Origin of the sequence: Streptomyces sp. NPDC050548, assembly GCF_044457385.1 — a bacterium.
Classification (GTDB): domain Bacteria; phylum Actinomycetota; class Actinomycetes; order Streptomycetales; family Streptomycetaceae; genus Streptomyces.
On the sequence record NZ_JBITGV010000008.1, the window covers coordinates 187494 to 208690 of the forward strand.

Annotated in this window: 17 protein-coding genes; 14 read left to right on the forward strand and 3 right to left on the reverse strand. The window is 69.3% G+C overall.

Going from position 1 to position 21197, the window contains the following annotated elements:
• The first annotated feature begins 12 nt into the window (after nucleotides 1–12).
• Genes ACIBJH_RS23295 through nuoN form a run of 13 tightly spaced genes read left to right on the forward strand, consistent with a single transcriptional unit; the run spans nucleotide 13 to nucleotide 15575 of the window.
• Nucleotides 13–567 (forward strand): NADH-quinone oxidoreductase subunit B family protein, encoded by a 555-nt coding sequence (locus ACIBJH_RS23295; RefSeq protein ID WP_007383964.1) that lies wholly within the window; start codon nucleotides 13–15, stop codon nucleotides 565–567.
• Nucleotides 564–1307, forward strand: coding sequence for an NADH-quinone oxidoreductase subunit C (locus ACIBJH_RS23300; RefSeq protein WP_399118769.1), 744 nt, complete (start codon nucleotides 564–566; stop codon nucleotides 1305–1307). The genes ACIBJH_RS23295 and ACIBJH_RS23300 overlap by 4 nt, the downstream gene beginning before the upstream one ends.
• Complete coding sequence (locus ACIBJH_RS23305) at nucleotides 1304–2641, forward strand: NADH-quinone oxidoreductase subunit D (protein ID WP_399118770.1); 1338 nt, start codon at nucleotides 1304–1306, stop codon at nucleotides 2639–2641. Before ACIBJH_RS23300 ends, ACIBJH_RS23305 begins: the two co-directional genes overlap by 4 nt.
• Nucleotides 2638–3486, forward strand: a complete 849-nt coding sequence (gene nuoE, locus ACIBJH_RS23310) for an NADH-quinone oxidoreductase subunit NuoE (RefSeq protein ID WP_200711428.1) — start codon at nucleotides 2638–2640, stop codon at nucleotides 3484–3486. The genes ACIBJH_RS23305 and nuoE overlap by 4 nt, the downstream gene beginning before the upstream one ends.
• Entirely contained in the window at nucleotides 3486–4832 is a 1347-nt protein-coding gene (nuoF, locus tag ACIBJH_RS23315) for an NADH-quinone oxidoreductase subunit NuoF (protein WP_399118771.1), read from the forward strand. The genes nuoE and nuoF overlap by 1 nt, the downstream gene beginning before the upstream one ends.
• Complete coding sequence (locus ACIBJH_RS23320) at nucleotides 4829–7333, forward strand: NADH-quinone oxidoreductase subunit G (RefSeq protein ID WP_399118772.1); 2505 nt, start codon at nucleotides 4829–4831, stop codon at nucleotides 7331–7333. The genes nuoF and ACIBJH_RS23320 overlap by 4 nt, the downstream gene beginning before the upstream one ends.
• Nucleotides 7330–8697, forward strand: coding sequence for an NADH-quinone oxidoreductase subunit NuoH (nuoH, locus tag ACIBJH_RS23325; protein WP_399118773.1), 1368 nt, complete (start codon nucleotides 7330–7332; stop codon nucleotides 8695–8697). The genes ACIBJH_RS23320 and nuoH overlap by 4 nt, the downstream gene beginning before the upstream one ends.
• Complete coding sequence (gene nuoI / locus ACIBJH_RS23330) at nucleotides 8690–9292, forward strand: NADH-quinone oxidoreductase subunit NuoI (protein WP_019074284.1); 603 nt, start codon at nucleotides 8690–8692, stop codon at nucleotides 9290–9292. The genes nuoH and nuoI overlap by 8 nt, the downstream gene beginning before the upstream one ends.
• Nucleotides 9289–10140 carry an NADH-quinone oxidoreductase subunit J gene (locus ACIBJH_RS23335; protein WP_399118774.1) on the forward strand — a complete coding sequence of 284 codons (852 nt, stop codon included), beginning with the start codon at nucleotides 9289–9291 and terminating at the stop codon, nucleotides 10138–10140. Before nuoI ends, ACIBJH_RS23335 begins: the two co-directional genes overlap by 4 nt.
• Nucleotides 10137–10436 carry an NADH-quinone oxidoreductase subunit NuoK gene (gene nuoK / locus ACIBJH_RS23340; protein ID WP_019074282.1) on the forward strand — a complete coding sequence of 100 codons (300 nt, stop codon included), beginning with the start codon at nucleotides 10137–10139 and terminating at the stop codon, nucleotides 10434–10436. Before ACIBJH_RS23335 ends, nuoK begins: the two co-directional genes overlap by 4 nt.
• Before the next feature lie 14 nt (nucleotides 10437–10450).
• The gene (nuoL, locus tag ACIBJH_RS23345; protein WP_399118775.1) at nucleotides 10451–12346 is read left to right on the forward strand and encodes an NADH-quinone oxidoreductase subunit L; all 1896 of its coding nucleotides are present in this window, start codon (nucleotides 10451–10453) and stop codon (nucleotides 12344–12346) included.
• 5 nt (nucleotides 12347–12351) lie between these two features.
• Nucleotides 12352–13923 carry an NADH-quinone oxidoreductase subunit M gene (locus ACIBJH_RS23350; RefSeq protein WP_399118776.1) on the forward strand — a complete coding sequence of 524 codons (1572 nt, stop codon included), beginning with the start codon at nucleotides 12352–12354 and terminating at the stop codon, nucleotides 13921–13923.
• Entirely contained in the window at nucleotides 13920–15575 is a 1656-nt protein-coding gene (nuoN, locus tag ACIBJH_RS23355) for an NADH-quinone oxidoreductase subunit NuoN (RefSeq protein WP_399118777.1), read from the forward strand. The genes ACIBJH_RS23350 and nuoN overlap by 4 nt, the downstream gene beginning before the upstream one ends.
• Before the next feature lie 68 nt (nucleotides 15576–15643).
• On the opposite strand, the gene ACIBJH_RS23360 is transcribed toward nuoN, so the two are convergent.
• The gene (locus ACIBJH_RS23360) at nucleotides 15644–16198 is read right to left on the reverse strand and encodes a hypothetical protein (protein ID WP_399118778.1); all 555 of its coding nucleotides are present in this window, start codon (nucleotides 16196–16198) and stop codon (nucleotides 15644–15646) included.
• 255 nt (nucleotides 16199–16453) lie between these two features.
• Between ACIBJH_RS23360 and recQ the strand changes: the two genes are divergently transcribed.
• Nucleotides 16454–18493 (forward strand): DNA helicase RecQ, encoded by a 2040-nt coding sequence (gene recQ / locus ACIBJH_RS23365; protein ID WP_399118779.1) that lies wholly within the window; start codon nucleotides 16454–16456, stop codon nucleotides 18491–18493.
• A 49-nt stretch (nucleotides 18494–18542) separates the two neighbouring features.
• Here recQ and ACIBJH_RS23370 read toward each other — a convergent pair whose 3' ends face one another.
• Together ACIBJH_RS23370 and fahA are read right to left on the reverse strand one after the other, a co-directional pair.
• Nucleotides 18543–19481, reverse strand: coding sequence for a M56 family metallopeptidase (locus ACIBJH_RS23370; protein WP_399118780.1), 939 nt, complete (start codon nucleotides 19479–19481; stop codon nucleotides 18543–18545).
• Nucleotides 19482–19886: 405 nt separating this feature from the next.
• On the reverse strand, nucleotides 19887–21101 hold the full coding sequence (gene fahA / locus ACIBJH_RS23375; protein ID WP_399118781.1) for a fumarylacetoacetase: 1215 nt from the start codon (nucleotides 21099–21101) through the stop codon (nucleotides 19887–19889).
• Nucleotides 21102–21197: the final 96 nt, after the last annotated feature.

Below are 21197 nucleotides of genomic sequence, written 5' to 3' on the forward strand. Positions count from 1 at the left end.
GGCCTTTAACTCATGGGACTCGAAGAAAAGCTGCCGAGCGGCTTCCTGCTCACCACCGTCGAGCAGGCCGCGGGCTGGGTGCGCAAGGCGTCCGTCTTCCCGGCCACGTTCGGACTCGCCTGCTGCGCCATCGAGATGATGACGACCGGCGCCGGACGGTACGACCTGGCGCGCTTCGGCATGGAGGTCTTCCGCGGTTCTCCGCGCCAGGCGGACCTGATGATCGTCGCGGGCCGGGTCAGCCAGAAGATGGCGCCGGTGCTGCGGCAGGTCTATGACCAGATGCCGAACCCCAAGTGGGTGATCTCCATGGGGGTCTGCGCCTCGTCGGGCGGCATGTTCAACAACTACGCGATCGTGCAGGGCGTCGACCACATCGTCCCGGTCGACATCTATCTCCCGGGCTGCCCGCCACGGCCCGAGATGCTGATGGACGCGATCCTCAAGCTCCACCAGAAGATCCAGTCCTCCAAGCTCGGCGTGAACGCCGAGGAGGCGGCCCGCGAGGCGGAGGAGGCGGCGCTCAAGGCACTGCCCACCATCGAGATGAAGGGCCTGCTGCGGTGAGCGACGCGAACGGCACCAACGGAGTCAACCCCGAGAAGGACCTCGGTGCCTCCAACCTCCCCGGCCAGCGCGGGGAAGGCGGTGAGGAGATCCGCGTCCAGCGCGGCATGTTCGGCGCCAACAACGGCGGCGACACCTCCGGCTACGGCGGCCTGGTCCGCTCGATCCGCCTGCCGGGAGCGACGAACCGGCCCTACGGCGGCTGGTTCGACGAGGTCGCCGACGAACTGGAAGGCGCCCTGGAGGAACAGGGACTGCTGCCGGACAACGCGATCGAAAAAACGATTGTCGACCGCGGTGAACTCACCTTCCACATCGAACGCGAGCACCTGCTCCGCGTCGCCCAGACCCTGCGCGACGACCCGGCCCTGCGCTTCGAACTCTGCACCGGAGTCAGCGCAGTTCACTACCTGCACGACAAGGGCCGCGAGCTGCACGCCGTCTACCACCTGCGCTCGATCACCCACAATCGGTTGATCCGCCTCGAAGTCAGCGCCCCGGACAGCGATCCGCACATCCCGTCACTGGTCTCGGTCTATCCGACCAACGACTGGCACGAGCGCGAGACCTACGACTTCTTCGGCATCGTCTTCGACGGCCACCCGGCGCTGACGCGGATCATGATGCCGGACGACTGGCCGGGCCACCCGCAGCGCAAGGACTACCCCCTCGGCGGCATCGCCGTCGAGTACAAGGGCGCCCAGATCCCGGCTCCGGACCAGCGGAGGTCGTACTCGTGAGCACGCAGTCAGCATCCGCTTCGGCCGCTTCGGCGCGCGAGACCACCGAGGGCACCGTATATACGGTCACCGGTGGCGACTGGGACGAGGTCGTCCAGTCCGCGGCCCGCGCTGACGACGAGCGCATCGTCGTCAACATGGGGCCCCAGCACCCCTCCACACACGGTGTGCTCCGTCTCATCCTGGAGATCGACGGCGAGACGGTCACCGAGGCCCGCTGCGGCATCGGCTACCTCCACACCGGTATCGAGAAGAACCTCGAATACCGCACGTGGACGCAGGGCACCACGTTCGTGACGCGCATGGACTACCTGACGTCCTTCTTCAACGAGACCGCCTACTGTCTCGCCGTCGAGAAACTCCTCGGCGTCGAGGACCAGATCACCGAGCGGGCGAAGATCATCCGGGTGCTCCTGATGGAGCTGAACCGGATGTCCTCCCACCTGGTGTGCATCGCCACCGGCGGGATGGAACTCGGCGCCACCACGATCATGATCTACGGATTCCGTGATCGTGAAATGATTCTCGACATCTACGAGCTCATCACGGGCCTGCGGATGAACCACGCGTACATCCGCCCCGGCGGACTCGCCCAGGACCTGCCGCCCGGCGCGGTGGACCAGATCCGCGAGTTCGTGAAGAAGATGAAGAAGAACCTCCCGGAGTACGACAAGCTCGCCACCGGGAACCCCATCTTCAAGGCCCGTATGCAGGACGTCGGTTACCTCGACCTGACCGGCTGCATGGCCCTCGGTGCCACCGGCCCGATCCTGCGCTCCACAGGTCTGCCGCACGACCTGCGCAAGGCGCAGCCGTACTGCGACTACGAGACGTACGACTTCGACGTCCCGACCGCCGACACCTGCGACTCCTACGGCCGCTTCCTCATCCGCCTTGAGGAGATGCGCCAGTCGCTGCGGATCGTCGAACAGTGCCTGGACCGGCTGCAGCCCGGACCGGTCATGGTCGCCGACAAGAAGATCGCCTGGCCCGCCCAACTCGCGCTCGGGCCGGACGGGTTGGGCAACTCGCTCGACCACATCAAGAAGATCATGGGCACCTCCATGGAGGCCCTGATCCACCACTTCAAGCTGGTGACCGAGGGCTTCCGTGTCCCGCCGGGACAGGCGTACGCGGCGGTCGAGTCGCCCAAGGGCGAACTCGGGGTGCACGCCGTGTCCGACGGAGGCACCCGCCCCTACCGGGTCCACTTCAGGGACCCGTCCTTCACCAACCTTCAGGCCATGGCGGCGATGTGCGAGGGCGGCCAGGTCGCCGACGTCATCGTCGCTGTCGCGTCCATCGACCCCGTGATGGGAGGCGTCGACCGGTGACCACCAGTTCTTCGGAGCAGGGCGTCAGCCTGGGCATGCCCCAACTGCCCGCGCCCGCTTACCCGGACGATGTCCGGGCCCGGCTGGAGGCCGACGGGCGGGAGATCATCGCCCGCTACCCGGACTCCCGCTCGGCCCTCCTGCCGTTGCTGCATCTCGTGCAGGCGGAGGAAGGCCATGTCACGCGCACGGGGCAGCAGTTCTGCGCGGACCTGCTGGAGCTGACCACGGCCGAGGTCGCCGCCGTCGCGACCTTCTACACGATGTACCGGCGCCGCCCGAGCGGCGACTACCAGGTCGGGGTCTGCACCAACACGCTGTGCGCGGTGATGGGCGGCGACGCGATCTTCGAGTCGCTCCAGGAGCACCTGGGCGTCGGCAACGGTGAGACCACCGGCGACGGCAAGGTCACCCTGGAGCACATCGAGTGCAACGCGGCCTGCGACTTCGCGCCGGTGGTGATGGTCAACTGGGAGTTCTTCGACAACCAGACCCCCGCCAGCGCCCGGCGCCTCGTCGACGACCTGCGCACGGGCGCACCCGTGGAGCCCACGCGCGGGGCACCGATGTGCACCTTCAAGGAGACCGCGCGGATCCTCGCCGGCTTCCCCGACGAGCGGCCCGGGGCCGTCGAGGCGAGCGGCGGTGCGGGACCCGCGTCGCTGGTGGGCCTCCGCCTGGCCAGGGGAGAGACCGCACCCGCGCGCGTGGTCCATCCGCGCGGCTCCGGAGCGCCGCAGGACCAGTCGCCGGCCGAGCACCTCAGTTCGCACGATGCGCCGCAGGACACGTCGGCCTCCGACCCCGCCCACCCGGCGGGGCCTGTCGCCGAGGAGGGGGAGTGATGACCTTGGCACCCGAACTGAAAGACCACAGCCCCGAGAAGCTGCTCGCACCCGTGCTGTCGGCCTTCTGGGACGAGAACGAGTCCTGGACTCTGGACACGTACCGAAGGCACGAGGGATACGAGGGGCTCCGCAAGGCGCTCGCCATGTCGCCGGACGACCTCATCGCGTATGTGAAGGACTCCGGTCTGCGCGGTCGCGGTGGCGCCGGCTTCCCCACCGGAATGAAATGGCAATTCATTCCCCAAGGGGATGGAAAACCACACTATCTAGTTGTCAACGCCGACGAGTCGGAGCCCGGAACCTGTAAGGACATCCCGCTCCTCTTCGCGAACCCGCACAGCCTCATCGAGGGCATTGTCATCGCGTGTTATGCCATCAGGTCTTCGCATGCCTTCATCTATCTGCGTGGTGAAGTCGTCCCCGTATTGCGGCGGTTGCACGAGGCCGTGCGTGAGGCCTACGCGGCGGGCTACCTCGGCGAGAACATCCTGGGCAGTGGCCTGGACCTGCAGCTCACCGTGCACGCGGGTGCGGGCGCGTACATCTGCGGTGAGGAGACCGCACTGCTCGACTCGCTCGAAGGCCGCCGTGGTCAACCGCGGCTCCGTCCCCCTTTCCCTGCCGTCGCGGGCCTCTATGCGTGCCCGACTGTGGTGAATAACGTCGAGTCGATCGCGTCAGTTCCCGCGATTCTGCAAAAAGGCAAGGAATGGTTCAGGTCGATGGGCAGCGAGAAGTCTCCGGGCTTCACGCTCTACTCGCTCAGCGGCCATGTCACCAGCCCCGGTCAGTACGAGGCGCCGCTCGGCATCACACTCCGCCAACTGCTCGACATGAGCGGCGGGATGCGCGCCGGGCATCGCCTCAAGTTCTGGACGCCGGGCGGTTCTTCCACGCCGATGTTCACCGACGAGCACCTCGACGTCCCTCTTGATTACGAAGGAGTGGGTGCCGCGGGTTCCATGCTCGGCACAAAAGCTCTGCAGTGTTTCGACGAGACGACCTGCGTCGTGCGTGCCGTCACCCGCTGGACCGAGTTCTACGCCCACGAGTCCTGCGGCAAGTGCACACCGTGCCGTGAAGGGACGTACTGGCTCGTGCAGTTGCTGCGCGACATCGAGGCCGGCAAGGGCGCGATGTCCGACCTCGACAAGCTGAACGACATCGCCGACAACATCAACGGCAAGTCCTTCTGCGCCCTCGGCGACGGCGCCGCCTCGCCGATCTTCTCCTCGCTCAAGTACTTCCGCGAGGAGTACGAGCAGCACATCACGGGCCGGGGCTGCCCCTTCGACCCGGCCAAGTCCACGGCCTGGGCCGACCGCACGGAGGTGAACGCATGACGGTGACCACGAGCGCTCCCTCGGGTGGGGGAGAGGCGGCGGTCCCGCCGGAGGATCTCGTCTCGCTGACGATCGACGGCGCCGAGATCAGTGTGCCCAAGGGCACCCTGGTCATCCGCGCCGCCGAGCAACTCGGCATCGAGATCCCCCGGTTCTGCGACCACCCTCTCCTCGATCCGGCCGGCGCCTGCCGTCAGTGCATCGTCGAGGTCGAGGGCCAGCGCAAGCCGATGGCGTCCTGCACGATCACGTGCACGGACGGCATGGTCGTCAAGACCCAGCTCAGCTCGCCCGTGGCCGAGAAGGCCCAGCACGGTGTGATGGAGCTGCTCCTCATCAACCACCCGCTGGACTGCCCGGTCTGCGACAAGGGCGGCGAGTGCCCCCTGCAGAACCAGGCGATGTCCCACGGCCAGGCGGACTCCCGCTTCGAGGGCCGGAAGCGGACCTACGAGAAGCCCGTCCCGATCTCCACCCAGGTGCTGCTCGACCGCGAACGGTGCGTGCTGTGCGCCCGCTGCACCCGCTTCTCCAACCAGATCGCGGGCGACCCGATGATCGAGCTGCTGGAGCGGGGCGCGCTGCAACAGGTCGGCACCGGTGAGGGCGACCCCTTCGAGTCGTACTTCTCCGGGAACACCATCCAGATCTGCCCGGTGGGCGCGCTGACCTCGGCGGCGTACCGATTCCGCTCCCGCCCCTTCGACCTGGTCTCCACGCCCTCCGTGTGCGAGCACTGCTCCGGGGGTTGCGCGACCCGCACCGACCACCGGCGCGGCAAGGTCATGCGGCGCCTGGCGGCCGTGGACCCCGAGGTCAACGAGGAGTGGATCTGCGACAAGGGGCGCTTCGCCTTCCGGTACGCGCAGCAACGCGACCGGCTGGAGACGCCGCTGATCCGCAACCCCGAGGGCGAACTCGTCCCGGCCTCCTGGCCGGAGGCACTGCAGATCGCCGCCCAGGGACTGCTCGCCTCGCGCGGCCGGACCGGTGTCCTGACCGGTGGCCGGCTCACCATCGAGGACGCCTACGCGTACAGCAAGTTCGCGCGCGTGGCGCTCGACACGAACGACATCGACTTCCGCGCGCGCGTGCACAGCAGCGAGGAGGCCGACTTCCTGGCCGCCCGGGTGGCCGGTCGCGGCCGGGACCTCGACGGCAAGGGCGTCACGTACACCTCCCTGGAGAAGGCGCCCGCCGTTCTGCTGGTCGGGTTCGAGTCCGAGGAGGAGGCACCCGGTGTCTTCCTGAGGCTGCGCAAGGCCTCGCGCACGCACGGGCAGCGGGTGTTCTCGCTGGCCACGTTCGCCACGCGCGGCCTGGAGAAGGCGGGCGGCACTCTGCTGCCGGCCGCTCCTGGTACCGAGACCGAGTGGCTGGACGCGCTCGCGAGCGGGGTCGGCCTGGAGGATGACGGAGCCCGCGCCTCCGAGGCGCTGCGTACCGAGGGTGCGGTGATCGTCGTAGGTGAGCGGCTGGCCGCCGTCGCCGGGGGCCTCACCGCCGCCGTACGGGCCGCGTCCGCGACCGGCGCCGAACTGGTGTGGATTCCGCGCCGGGCCGGGGAGCGCGGGGCGATCGAGGCGGGTGCGCTGCCGTCGCTGCTGCCGGGCGGACGTCCGGCAACCGATCCACGCGCGCGTGAGGAGGTCGCCGTCGCCTGGGGCGTTGCCGAACTCCCGCACCGCTACGGCCGCGACGCCGGCCAGATCGTCGAGGCCGCCGCCGGCGGTGAACTGCGGGCGCTGCTCGTCGCCGGTGTGGAGGCGGGCGACCTGCCCGACCCGGCACGCACGCGTGCGGCACTCCAGGAAGTGGGCTTCCTGGTGTCGCTCGAACTGCGGCCCAGCGAGATCACCGAACACGCCGATGTCGTCCTCCCGGTCGCGGCGGTCCCCGAGAAGGCGGGCGCCTTCCTCAACTGGGAGGGCAGGGTCCGCTTCTTCGACGCGGCGCTCAAGCCCGACCAGATGACGCGGCACCTCGCGCCGACCGACGCGCGCGTCCTGCAGATGCTGGCCGACGCCATGGACGTACACCTGGGTCTGCCCGATCTGCGCACCACGCGCGCGGAGTTGGACCGACTCGGTGCCTGGGACGGGCCGCGGGCCACCGAACCGCTGGAGACCGCGGGCGCGCTGCCCCGGCCGGCCGCCGGGGAGGCCGTGCTCGCCGGGCACCGGCTGCTGCTCGACCAGGGTGTCCTCCAGGAGGGCGACGAAGCGCTCGCCGGCACCCGGCACGCCGCCCACGCGCGCGTGTCGGCCGCCACGGCCGCCGAGGCCGGCGTGAAGGACGGCGACGCCCTCGCCGTGACCGGCACCTCCGGAACCGTCGAACTCCCGCTGCGGATCACCGAGATGCCCGACCGGGTGGTCTGGCTCCCGCTGAACTCCACCGGCGGGGGCGTCGCCTCCGACACCGGGGCGCTGCCCGGCGCACTCGTCCGCATCGGCCCGGCCACGCTCGCGGGCGAGGCCCCCAAGGAGGTGGAGGCATGAGCAATCTGTACCTCGCCGCGGAAGACCTCTCGATGTTCGGCCGCGACCCCTGGTGGCTCGTCGTCGTCAAGGCGGTGTTCTGCTTCGCCTTCCTGATGATCACCGTGCTGTTCTCGATCGTCTGGGAACGCAAGGTCGTCGCCTGGATGCAGCTGCGCATCGGCCCCAACCGGCACGGCCCCTGGGGCATGCTCCAGTCGCTGGCCGACGGCGTGAAGCTGATGCTCAAGGAAGACCTGATCGTCAAGCGCGCCGACAAGGTGATCTACATCCTGGCCCCGGTCGTCGCGGCCATCCCGGCCTTCATGGCGATCGCGGTCATCCCCTTCGGACCGGCCGACAACGAGGTGTCGATCTTCGGTCACCGCACCACGATGCAGCTCACCGACCTCCCGATCGCGATGCTCTACATCCTCGCGGTCGCCTCGGTCGGCATCTACGGCATCGTCCTGGCGGGCTGGAGCTCCGGCTCCACCTACCCGCTCCTGGGCGGCCTGCGCTCCTGCGCCCAGATGATCTCCTACGAGATCGCCATGGGCGCCGCGTTCGCCTCGGTGTTCCTCTACTCCGGGTCGATGTCCACGTCGACGATCGTTGAACAACAGCACGACCGCTGGTACATCCTCCTGCTGCCGGTCTCCTTCATCATCTACGTCATCACGATGGTCGGCGAGACCAACCGCGCCCCCTTCGACATGCCGGAGTCCGAGGGCGACCTGGTCGGCGGCTTCAACACCGAGTACTCGTCCATCAAGTTCGCGCTCTTCATGCTCGCCGAGTACGTGAACATGGTGACGGTCTCCGCGGTGTCGACCACGCTCTTCCTGGGCGGCTGGCGGGCCCCGTGGCCGATCAGCTCCTTCTGGGAGGGCGCGAACCACGGCTGGTGGCCGATGCTCTGGTTCGTCGTCAAGGTCCAGCTGCTGCTGTTCTTCTTCATCTGGCTCCGCGGCACCCTCCCGCGTGTGCGCTACGACCAGTTGATGAAGCTCGGCTGGAAGGTCCTCATCCCGGTCTCCGTGGTCTGGCTGATGCTCGTCGCGACCGTACGGACCCTCAGGAACCAGAACTACGACTTCGCCGACATCGCCCTCTACATCGGCGGCGGTGTGCTCGTCCTGCTGTTGCTGTCCTTCATCGCGGACATGTTCCGCCAGAAGGCCAAGGACGACGCGCGGCTGGCCGAGGAACCCGCCGGGTTCGACGCGATGGCGGGCGGATTCCCCGTACCGCCGCTGCCGGGACAGGAGTTGCCGCCGGTGCCTCGGCGCCCCTCGCGACGCGAGCGGGAGCTGATTGTCAGTGGCGGCTCGGATACTGGCAGTGACGGATCTCTGGATGGAAAGGAGGCGTCCGATGGCTGAGGAGCCCAAGGAGACCACACCCGGTTTCCAGAACCCCGTGGCCGGCTTCGGCGTGACCTTCAAGGCCATGTTCAAGAAGCGGCTGACCGAGCAGTACCCGGAGCAGCAGAAGACCACAGCCCCCCGGTTCCACGGACGGCACCAGCTCAACCGCCATCCGGACGGCCTGGAGAAGTGCGTCGGCTGCGAGCTGTGTGCCTGGGCCTGCCCCGCCGACGCCATCTATGTGGAGGGCGCCGACAACACCGACGAGGAGCGCTACTCGCCGGGAGAGCGGTACGGCCGCGTCTACCAGATCAACTACGCCCGCTGCATCCTGTGCGGCCTGTGCATCGAGGCGTGCCCCACGCGCGCGTTGACGATGACCAACGAGTTCGAGCTGGCCGACAGCAGCCGCGCCAACCTCATCTACACCAAGGAACAGCTGCTGGCCGGCCTCGAAGACACCATGGTCGACAGCCCGCACGCCATCTACCCGGGGATGACCGAACAGGACTACTACCGGGGCCTGGTGACGGAGGCCGCACCCGGGACGGTGCCCCAAGTGGCCGTCTCCAAGGGCGAGAAGCCCGAGGAAGAGGGGGTGGAGGCATGAGCGCGCAGTTCACCGCCGCCGCCGCCTACTCCACCTCCACCGGCGAGGCCTTCCAGTTCTGGGTCCTCGGCACGGTCGCGGTGATCGGCGCCCTGTCCACCATCCTCATGAAGAGGGCCGTGCACAGCGCCCTCTCCCTCGCCGGGACCATGATCATCCTGGCGGTGTTCTACCTCGCCAACGGCGCCTACTTCCTGGGCGTCGTCCAGATCGTCGTCTACACCGGCGCGATCATGATGCTGTTCCTCTTCGTGGTGATGCTGGTCGGCGTCACGGCCGCCGACTCCCTGACGGAGACCATCAAGGGCCAGCGCTGGCTGGCCCTTCTCTGTGGGCTCGGCTTCGGCATCCTGCTGGTCGCGGGCATCGGCAACGCCTCGCTCAACCAGTTCGACGGCCTGAGCACGGCCAACGCGAACGGCAACGTACAGGGCCTGGCCGCCCTCATCTTCACCAAGTACGTCTTCGCCTTCGAAATCACCGGCGCCCTGCTGATCACGGCCGCCGTCGGCGCCATGGTGCTCACCCACCGCGAGCGCACCGAGCGGCCCAAGACCCAGCGCGAGCTGTCCGAGCGGCGCGTCCGCGAGGGCAAGCACGTCCCGCCGCTCCCGGCCCCCGGCGTCTACGCCCGGCACAACGCGGTGGACGTCCAGGGCCTGCTGCCCGACGGCACCCCGTCCGAGCTGACGGTCAGCAAGACGCTCCGCGACCGCGGCCAGATCCGTGACGTGTCCAGCGAGGCGCTGAACGATCTGCGGGCCCTGGAGCAGCGCGCCGAGGAGCGCCTGGAGCGCACCGAGATCGCGCCGGCGAACCTCAAGCGGACCGAGGAGGCGTCGAAGTGAACCCCGTCAACTACCTCTATCTCTCCGCCCTGTTGTTCACGATCGGCGCCACCGGCGTACTGATCAGGCGCAACGCGATCGTCGTCTTCATGTGCGTCGAGCTGATGCTCAACGCCTGCAACCTCGCGTTCGTCACCTTCTCCCGGATGCACGGCAACCTCGACGGTCAGGTCATCGCCTTCTTCACGATGGTCGTCGCCGCCGCGGAAGTCGTGGTCGGGCTCGCGATCATCGTGTCGCTGTTCCGTTCCCGCCACTCGGCCTCGGTCGACGACGCCAGCCTGATGAAGCTCTGAGGGGTCGCTGAATCGTGGAGAACCTGATTGCGCTGCTGGTAGCGGCGCCTCTGCTCGGAGCGGTCGTACTGCTGTGCGGCGGCCGGCGGCTCGATGCCGTCGGCCACTGGATCGGCACGCTCCTGTCGTCCGCCTCCTTCGTGATCGGTGTCGTCCTCTTCACCGACCTGCTGGGGAAGAACGCCGAGCACCGGACGCTCTTGCAGCACCTGTGGACCTGGGTCCCCGTCGAGGGCTTCCAGGCGGACGTCACCTTCCGCCTCGACCAGCTGTCGATGACCTTCGTCCTGCTGATCACCGGTGTCGGCTCGCTCATCCACCTGTACTCGGTCGGGTACATGGAGCACGACGAGCGCCGCCGCCGCTTCTTCGGCTATCTGAACCTGTTCCTCGCGGCGATGCTGATCCTCGTCCTCGCCGACAACTACCTGCTGCTGTACGTCGGTTGGGAAGGCGTCGGTCTCGCCTCCTACCTGCTGATCGGCTTCTGGCAGCACAAGCCCAGCGCGGCCACCGCCGCGAAGAAGGCCTTCCTGGTCAACCGGGTCGGCGACATGGGCCTGTCGATCGCCATCATGCTGATGTTCACGACGTTCGGGACCTTCGCCTTCGGGCCGGTCCTCAGCCACGTCGGCGACGCCTCCGAGGGCAAGCTCACCGGCATCGCCCTGATGCTGCTCCTCGCCGCCTGCGGCAAGTCCGCCCAGGTGCCGCTGCAGTCCTGGCTCGGCGACGCGATGGAGGGCCCGACCCCGGTCTCGGCCCTCATCCACGCGGCGACCATGGTGACCGCCGGCGTGTACCTGATCGTCCGCTCCGGAGCGATCTTCAACGCGGCACCGGACGCGCAGTTGGTGGTCACCGTCGTCGGTGCCGTCACGCTCCTCTTCGGTGCGATCGTCGGTTGTGCGAAGGACGACATCAAGAAGGCCCTCGCCGGCTCGACGATGTCGCAGATCGGCTACATGGTGCTCGCCGCCGGCCTCGGCCCCATCGGCTACGTCTTCGCGATCATGCACCTGGTGACGCACGGCTTCTTCAAGGCCGGGCTCTTCCTCGGCGCCGGCTCCGTCATGCACGGCATGAACGACGAGGTCGACATGAGGAAGTACGGCGGCCTCAGGAAGTACATGCCGGTCACGTTCATCACCTTCGGCCTCGGCTACCTCGCCATCATCGGCTTCCCGGGCCTGTCCGGCTTCTTCTCCAAGGACAAGATCATCGAGGCGGCCTTCGCCAAGGGCGGCACCGAGGGCTGGATCCTCGGCGGCGCGGCCCTGCTGGGCGCGGCCATCACGGCGTTCTACATGACGCGCGTGATGCTGATGACCTTCTTCGGAGAGAAGCGCTGGCAGCCCGACGAGAACGGCCACGAGCCGCACCCGCACGAGTCCCCGAGGACGATGACGATCCCGATGATCGTGCTGGCCTTCGGATCGGTCTTCGCCGGCGCCTTCTTCGGCATCGGCGACCGCTTCCTGCACTGGCTGGAGCCCATCACCGGCCACGAGGAGGGCAACTCCCCGGTCAGCGCCCTCACGGTCACCCTGGCCACCATGGTCGTGCTCGTCATCGGCGTCGCGATCGCCTGGGCGCAGTACGGGCGCCGTCCGGTCCCGGCAGTCGCCCCGCGCGGCTCGCTGCTCACCCGGGCCGCCCGCCGCGACCTCCTCCAGGACGACTTCAACCACGTCGTCCTGGTGCGCGGCGGCGAGCACCTCACCCGCTCCCTGGTCTACGTCGACCACACCCTGGTCGACGGCGTCGTCAACGGCACGGCGGCCTCCATGGGCGGCCTCTCCGGAAGGCTGCGCAAGCTGCAGAACGGCTACGCGCGGTCGTACGCGGTCTCGATGTTCGGCGGTGCGGCCATCCTCGTCGCCGCGACCCTGCTGATGAGGGCGGTCTGATACCGATGTCCTTTCCCCTCCTGACAGCGACGGCGGCGCTCCCGGCCCTCGGGGCGGTGGCCACGGCCGCCGTCCCGGCCGCCCGGCGCACCGCCGCGAAATGGCTGGCGCTGTCCGTCTCGCTGGCCACGCTCGCGCTGGGCATCGTCGTCCTGGTGCGCTTCGACCCGGGCGGCGACCGCTACCAACTCACCGAGTCCCACGCCTGGATCGCCGACTTCGGGGTCCGCTACGAGCTGGGTGTGGACGGCATCGCGGTCGCGCTCATCGCGCTCACCGCCCTGCTGATCCCGTTCGTGATCCTGGCCGGCTGGCACGACGCCGACCCCCTGGAGACCGGCAGCAAGCGCTGGCGGCCCACCCAGGGCTTCTTCGCCCTCATCCTTGCGGTGGAGGCGATGGTGATCATCTCCTTCGAGGCCACCGACGTCTTCCTCTTCTACATCTTCTTCGAAGCCATGCTCATCCCGATGTACTTCCTCATCGGCGGCTTCGGAGACCGGGCCCACGAGCACGGCGACGAGGCGGCGGCCACCCAACGGTCGTACGCCGCCGTCAAGTTCCTGCTCTACAACCTGGTCGGCGGGCTCATCATGCTGGCCGCCGTGATCGGCCTCTACGTAGTGGCCGGAAACTTCTCGCTCGCGGACATCGCGCAGGCGCGGGCCGACGGCACGCTGCACATGGCGACCAACACCGAACGCTGGCTGTTCCTCGGCTTCTTCTTCGCCTTCGCGGTGAAGGCGCCGCTGTGGCCGCTGCACACCTGGCTGCCCAACGCCATGCAGGAGTCCACCGCGCCGGTCGCCGTGCTCATCACGGCGGTCGTCGACAAGGTGGGCACCTTCGCGATGCTCCGCTTCTGCCTCCAACTCTTCCCGGAGGCCAGCAAGTGGGCGACGCCCGTCATCCTGGTCCTCGCCCTGATCAGCATCATCTACGGGGCGCTGCTCGCGGTCGGACAGCGGGACATCAAGCGGCTGGTGGCGTACGCGTCGATCTCGCACTTCGGGTTCATCATCCTGGGCATCTTCGCGATGACCAGCCAGGGCCAGTCCGGCGCGACGCTCTACATGGTCAACCACGGTATTTCCACGGCCGCGTTGATGCTGGTCGCCGGCTTCCTGATCTCGCGGCGCGGCTCGCGTCTGATCGCCGACTACGGAGGGGTGCAGAAAGTGGCCCCGGTGCTCGCAGGCACCTTCCTGATCGGCAGCCTCGCGACTCTGTCGCTGCCGGGACTCGCGCCCTTCGTGAGTGAGTTCCTGGTCCTGGTCGGCACGTTCTCGCGCTACCCGGCGATCGGGATCATCGCCACCTTCGGCATCGTCCTGGCCGCGCTGTACACCCTCGTCCTCTACCAGCGGACGATGACCGGCCCGGTGAAGCCCGAGGTCGCCGCGATGCCGGACCTGCGACCGCGTGAACTCCTGGTCGTCGCCCCGCTGATCGTGCTGCTGATCTTCCTGGGCGTCTACCCGAAGCCGGTCACGGACATCGTGAACCCGTCGGTCAATCAGACCCTGTCCGACGTACACAAGAAGGATCCCAAGCCCTCGGTGGAGGCGGCCAAGTGAGCGCAACAGCCGTCCACAGCCTGTGGACAACGGCGGCAGCCGCGGACCCGATCTCGAAGATCCCCGCGCCGAAGATCGAGTACGGGCAATTGTCGCCCACCTTGATCATCCTCGGCGCGGCTCTCATCGGGGTACTGGTCGAGGCGTTCGTCCCGCGCAAGTCCCGTTACTACGCCCAGGTGTTCGTGTCCGTCGTAGCCCTCTGTGCCGCCTTCGCGGCGGTCGTGGCGCTCGCGGCGGACGGGTACGGCACCACCAAGGCGCACATCGCGGCGATGGGCGCGATCGCGGTCGACGGACCGTCCCTGTTCCTCCAGGGCGTGATCCTGCTCTCCGGACTCGTCGGCCTGTTCACCTTCGCGGAGCGGCGCCTCGACCCCGAGGCACACGGCAACCGCGTCGACTCCTTCGCCGCGCAGGGCGCGTCCGTGCCCGGCAGCGACAGCGAGAAGGCCGCCGTCAAGGCCGGGTTCACCACCACGGAGGTGTTCCCGCTCCTGCTCTTCGCGGTCTCCGGAATGCTCGTCTTCCCGTCCGCCAACGACCTGTTGACCCTGTTCGTGGCCCTGGAGGTCTTCTCCCTCCCGCTCTACCTCCTCTGCGCCCTGGCCCGCCGCAAGCGGCTCCTGTCGCAGGAGGCCGCGGTCAAGTACTTCCTCCTCGGCGCCTTCGCCTCCGCGTTCACCCTCTTCGGCATCGCGCTCCTCTACGGCTACGCGGGCTCCATGTCGTACGCCACGATCGCGCAGGTCGTCGACGGCTCCATCACCAACATCAACCCCGCCCTCGCGGACACCATGGGCAACGACGCGTTGCTGCTCATCGGCGGCGCGATGATCGTCATGGGGCTGCTGTTCAAGGTGGGCGCGGTGCCGTTCCACATGTGGACGCCCGACGTCTACCAGGGCGCCCCGACCCCGGTCACCGGCTTCATGGCCGCCGCGACCAAGGTGGCCGCCTTCGGAGCGCTGCTCCGGCTCCTCTACGTCGTACTGCCGGGCCTGCGCTGGGACTGGCGGCCCGTCATGTGGGGCGTCGCGATCATCACGATGCTGGGCGGCGCGATCGTCGCGATCACCCAGACCGACATCAAGCGGCTCCTGGCGTACTCGTCGATCGCGCACGCGGGCTTCATCCTCGCGGGTGTCATCGCGACCACCCGGGACGGCGTCTCGTCCGTGCTCTTCTACCTGGGCGCGTACTCGTTCGTGACGATCGGCGCCTTCGCGGTCGTCACCCTCGTACGGGACGCCGGCGGCGAGGCGACGCACCTGTCGAAGTGGGCCGGGCTCGGGCGCAGGTCGCCCCTGGTCGCGGCCGTCTTCGCGGTGTTCCTGCTGTCCTTCGCGGGCATTCCGCTGACAGCCGGCTTCGCCGGGAAGTTCGCCGTGTTCAAGGCGGCGGCGGCCGGCGGCGCGGCCCCGCTGGTCGTGGTCGGTGTGCTCTCCTCCGCCATCGCGGCGTTCTTCTACATCCGCGTGATCGTGCTCATGTTCTTCAGCGAGCCGCGGCCCGACGGCCCCACCGTCGCGGTCCCGTCCCCGTTGACCATGGCGACGATCGGGATCGGCGTGGCGGTCACGCTCGTCCTCGGCGTGGCCCCGCAGTACTTCCTGGACCTGGCGAATCAGGCGGGGATCTTCGTCCGCTGAGTCCGCCGAGTGCGGGCCGAAGGCCCCGGTTCCCCCTCGTGGGGGTCGGGGCCTTCGTGCGTGCGCGGTCAGGCCTTCGGGCAGACGACCTCGGGGTTCCAGGGTGCGAACAGGCCCTTGGGGTTGGGCTTGTAGATCCAGGCGTGGAGCGTGAAGTAGCCCGGGAGCTGGTCCTTCTGGAAGGTCTGCCCGAACAGTGTCGGCGCCGCCTGCCCCGAGTCCTTCACCACCCACTCCACGGCGACCAGCTGGCGCCCCTCGACGAAGTCGGACCCGTCCGCGTACAGCAGGGCCGCCGGTTTCGCCGGATCGAGCGAACCAATATTCGCCTGGTTGACGTAGTGGTAGCCCATGCCGCCCTCGGGCAGGTGGTCGGCGCAGTCGTCGGAGCGTTGGTATCCGGCGCTCGGGGTGACCGCGAACGCCTCGTACCCGTACTTCGAGGTGGCCTGGTACGTCTTGCTCAGCGTGGTCCGCGCGGACGGGTCGGGGTCGGACGCGGCATGGGCCGGGGCGGCCGTCAGCGCGAAGGCCGCGGCCGTCGCCACCGCTGCGGCGGTCTTGACGGCGCCTCGCAGCGGCCGGGAGGACGGGGGCCGAGGGGACAGCGGCCGAGGGAACATGGTGGGGCTCCTTGGACTTCGGGAGGCGTCCGCGCACACGGCGCGCCGTCCGTTCGGTGGCGTGGCGGACCTCCCCCGGCCCGCCCGAGCAGCATGTTCCGGCCGTACCGGTCGCGCCATGTGACGGGAGCCATTCGACTGACCACACCCGGTCACCGCCACCGGCCTGTGGATAACTCCGACGCTGTCAGCGCGGAGCCCTATCGTGGACGCAGTGGTCGAGGGACGACGTACGGGGGACGAGCGATGCACGGGATGGGCGGGACGGTTGTGACGACCGAAGTACGGACGCCGACGGCACACGGCGAGAGCGAGGCACTGGCCACGCTCCACCGCGTCTTCGGCTACGACAGCTTCCGCGGCGCGCAGGAAGAGGTCATCGAGCATGTGGTGGCCGGCGGCGACGCCGTGGTCCTCATGCCGACGGGTGGCGGCAAGTCGCTGTGCTACCAGATTCCGTCCCTGGTCAGACCCGGTACGGGCGTGGTCGTCTCCCCGCTCATCGCGCTCATGCAGGACCAGGTGGACGCGCTGCGGGCACTCGGCGTGCGCGCCGGGTTCATGAACTCGACGCAGGACTTCGACGAGCGGCGCGTGGTCGAGGCCGAGTTCCTCGCCGGCGAGCTGGACCTCATCTATCTCGCGCCGGAGCGGCTGCGGCTCGACTCCACCCTGGACCTGCTCTCGCGCGGCAAGATCTCGGTGTTCGCGATCGACGAGGCGCACTGCGTGTCCTCGTGGGGCCACGACTTCCGCCCGGACTACCTTTCCCTCTCACTCCTGGGCGAGCGCTGGCCGGACGTCCCGCGGATCGCCCTCACGGCGACGGCCACGGACGCCACGCACAAGGAGATCACCCAGCGGCTGAAGATGCCGGACGCCCGGCACTTCGTGGCCAGCTTCGACCGGCCCAACATCCAGTACCGGATCGTGCCGAAGGCCGACCCCAAGAAGCAGCTGCTGAGCTTCCTGCGCGAGGAGCACGCGGGCGACGCGGGCATCGTGTACTGCCTGTCGCGCAAGTCGGTCGAGACGACCGCCGAGTTCCTGTCCCGCAACGGCATCGAGGCGGTGCCGTACCACGCGGGCCTCGACTCGGGTACCCGCGCGGCACACCAGTCCCGGTTCCTGCGCGAGGACGGCCTGATCGTCGTCGCGACCATCGCCTTCGGCATGGGCATCGACAAGCCGGACGTACGGTTCGTCGCCCACCTCGACCTGCCCAAGTCGGTGGAGGGCTACTACCAGGAGACGGGGCGTGCGGGGCGTGACGGAGCACCCTCCACGGCCTGGATGGCGTACGGCCTGAACGACGTCATACAGCAGCGCAAGATGATCCAGTCCAGCGAGGGCGACGAGGCGTTCCGCCGCCGCGCCGCCGCCCACCTGGAGGCCATGCTCGCGCTCTGCGAGACGGCACAGTGCCGACGGGGCCAACTGCTCGCCTACTTCGGGCAGGACCCGGACGCGGCGGCCTGCGGAAACTGCGACACCTGCCTCACCCCGCCGGAGACCTGGGACGGCACGGTCGCCGCGCAGAAGGTGCTGTCGACCGTGGTACGGCTGCAGCGCGAGCGGGGCCAGAAGTTCGGCGCCGTGCAGATCGTCGACATCCTCATGGGACGCCGGACCGCAAAGGTGATCCAGTTCGACCACGACCAGCTGTCCGTGTTCGGCATCGGCGAGGACCTGGGCGAGGGCGAATGGCGGGGCGTCGTACGGCAGTTGCTCGCGCAGGGGCTGCTCGCGGTCGAGGGGGAGTACGGCACGCTGGTGCTCACCGAGGCGAGCGGCACGGTGCTGCGGCGCGAGCGGGAGGTGCCGCTGCGCAAGGAGCCGAAGAAGCCGGCGGCCTCGCGGTCGTCGTCCTCCGGCCGGGGCGAGCGCAAGGCCAAGGCCGCGGCGGCCGAACTGCCCGAGTCGTTGCAGCCCGCCTTCGAGGCCCTGCGGGCCTGGCGTGCGGAGCAGGCCCGTGAGCAGGGAGTCCCGGCGTACGTCATCTTCCATGACGCCACGCTTCGGGAGATCGCGACGGTGTGGCCCACGTCGGTGGGGCAGTTGGGGGAGATCAGCGGGGTCGGCGAGAAGAAGCTGGCGACGTACGGGGAGGGCGTGATCGGGGTGCTGGCGGAGTTGGGCGATGCGCCGACTGCGACTGCGACTGCGACTCCGGCCGCGGCGCAGGTGCCGGTGCAGGCTGCACCCGCGGCGGGTCGGGCGGCGAAGGATGTCGACCCCGGTGCGGATTACTGGCCGGAGATGGATGCGGAGCCGGAGCCCGAGGACTGGATATAGCCGCTCGCAGTTGAGGGGGTCCGCGGCAACGCCCGCCGTGCCTCGGGCCTCAGCTCAGCGCAGTAAGTCCCGGCGCGAACACGATCAGCAGCGGGAGAAGGGGGACCAGCGTCGCGACCGTCGTCGTCAGGGCTCGGCGGCGGCGGCCCAGGCGGGGGCGGGGGTCCAGGAGGCGGTCGACGCGTTCGCCGAGGAGGCGGTGGCTGGAGGCGCAGGAGAGAACGCCGCGGTGGTTGTTCAGTTCGATCAGTGCCAACGCGGTGGTCAGGTGGCCGCATTGGCGGGACGCGGTGTCGTCGGCGGCGAGTTCCACCAGGCGGTGGGTCTGGTCGCAGAAGTGGGCGAACAGCGGGACACGCGGAAAACCGGAGGCCAGCGCGGTCGACAGATGCAGCAGCCAGTCGTGGTGGGCGCGGGCGTGACCGCGTTCGTGGGTGAGGACCGCGTCGAGCTGGTGGCCGGTGAGGCGGTGCAGGGCCCCCGTGGTCACGACCAGTTGGGGCGGATGGCCCGGCATCCACCAGGCGTCCGGGTACTCGTCCTCCAGGACCAGGAGGGGACCGCGCGCCGGGGGCAGCCCGGCGGGCAGGTCGGGGGCGCGCTCGCGCAGCAGGGCGCGGGCCAGTCCGCGCCGGCGGCGGGCCTCGGCGAGTTCGCGGGCCAGCATCGCCGTCGTCCAGGCCGCGCCGCACGCCAGCGACAGCGTGAGGGCGACGGCCCAGACGGGGGCGGCGGAGAGGTCGTAGGCCGCGGTGACGGCGGGCGGGGCCGGGGCGAAGACATGGTCGCGGACGGTGTGGAAGACGGCCGCCGCGCCGAGCACGAGGGCGCCGAGACAGCACAGCAGGACCGTGGCGACCAGGCACTGCCACACCCACAGGCCGACCACGGGTTCCCGCTCGGGCCACACGGCCCGGGTCAGCGCGCGCGGAACCGGCACGGCGGCCGAGAGGGCGACGACGCTCAGCAGGAGCAGGCAGACAGTCATGCCACGGGCTCCGGATCCTGGTCAACGGCACAGACAGGGGGAAGAACGGGGGCTGCGGGTGCGGCTGTACCCGAGGGCGAGCGCACGAGGTGTGGGCCCGTCCGCCGTCAGTATGACGGTCCGGGCGGCCGGAGTCAGGTGTACGGCGAGCGCCGACCGCACCCGCGACCACCCCGACTCCGGTCCGCGAGCTGCTTCACGCCTTGCCCGCGATGCGCGTCGGCCTCGGTCCGCGAGCTGCTTCACGCCTTGCCCGCGATGCGCCCCACCCTCGGCTCGCGAGCCGCGTCATCCCTGGTCCGCGAGCTGCCTCATGCCTTGTCCGCGACGCGACTCAACCCCGGCCCGCGAGCCGTTTCACGCCTCGCCCGCGAGCCGCCTCGCCGCTCCCGCCCGCAACTCATCTCAGTCCCGTCCCACGATCCGCCCGGTGACCTCGCCGAGGCCGACCCGGGTTCCGTTCGCGCCCGGTGCCCAGGCCGACAGGGTGACGATGTCGCCGTCCTCCAGGAACGTCCGCTTGCCGTCCGGGAGTCCGAGGGCGTCGCGGCCGTTCCAGGTCAGCTCCAGCAGCGAACCGCGCTCGCGTTCCGCCGGCCCGCTGACCGTGCCGGAGCCGTACAGGTCGCCGGTGCGCAGGGAGGCGCCGTTGACCGTCATCTGGGCGAGTTGCTGTGCGGCCGTCCAGTACATGGTGGAGAACGGTGGCTCGGAGACGACGTGGCCGTTGATCGCGACCGAGATGCGGAGGTCGTAGCCCCCGGGTTCTTCCGCCGAGTCGTCCAGGTAGGGGAGGAGTTCGTGCGTGCGCTCCGGTGGTGCCACCCGTGATTCCTCCAGCGCGTCCAGCGGCGTGATCCACGCCGACACCGACGTGGCGAAGGACTTGCCGAGGAACGGGCCGAGGGGGACGTACTCCCAGGCCTGGATGTCACGTGCGGACCAGTCGTTGAGGAGGCACAGGCCGAAGACGTGTTCGCGGAAGTCGGCGAGCGGCACCGGTTCGCCCATGCGCGACGGCGTGCCGACCACGAAGCCGACCTCCGCCTCGATGTCCAGGCGGACGGAAGGGCCGAAGGCAGGCGCGGGGTCGGACGGGGACTTGCGCTGCCCGGACGGTCGTACGACGTCCGTGTCCGAGACCACGATCGTGCCCGAGCGGCCGTGGTAACCGATGGGCAGATGCTTCCAGTTGGGGGTCAGGGAGTCGGGCGCGTCGGGGCGGAAGATGCGGCCGACGTTCCGGGCGTGGTTCTCGGAGGCGTAGAAGTCGACGTAGTCCGCGACCTCGAAGGGGAGGTGCAGGGTCACCGCGGAGAGCGGGTGGAGGAAGGGGGCGATCGTCTCCTGGTGGGACGGCACCGTCACCCACGCGGTCAGCGCGCGCCGGACGTCCGACCAGGCCGTACGGCCCGCGGCGAGCAGGGGGGCGAGGGTGGGGTGCGCGAGGAGGGAGACGTACGGCGAGCCGAGCGCGGCGGCGGCGGCGCCCGCGTCGAGCACCTGGTCGCCGTACCGGACGCCGACGGTCCGTTCGTCCGAGCCGAGGGGTGAGAAGACGCCGTAGGGAAGGTTGTGCGGGCCGAAGGGATCGCCCTCGGGAAGATCGAAGGGGGGCATGGGGTGCTGCCTCACTCTCGTACGTACTCGCATGTGGCCGCGCCACAGGTTACGGGTGAGTTGCAGGGAGCGGCAGTGTCTAAAGAGTTCGCAATG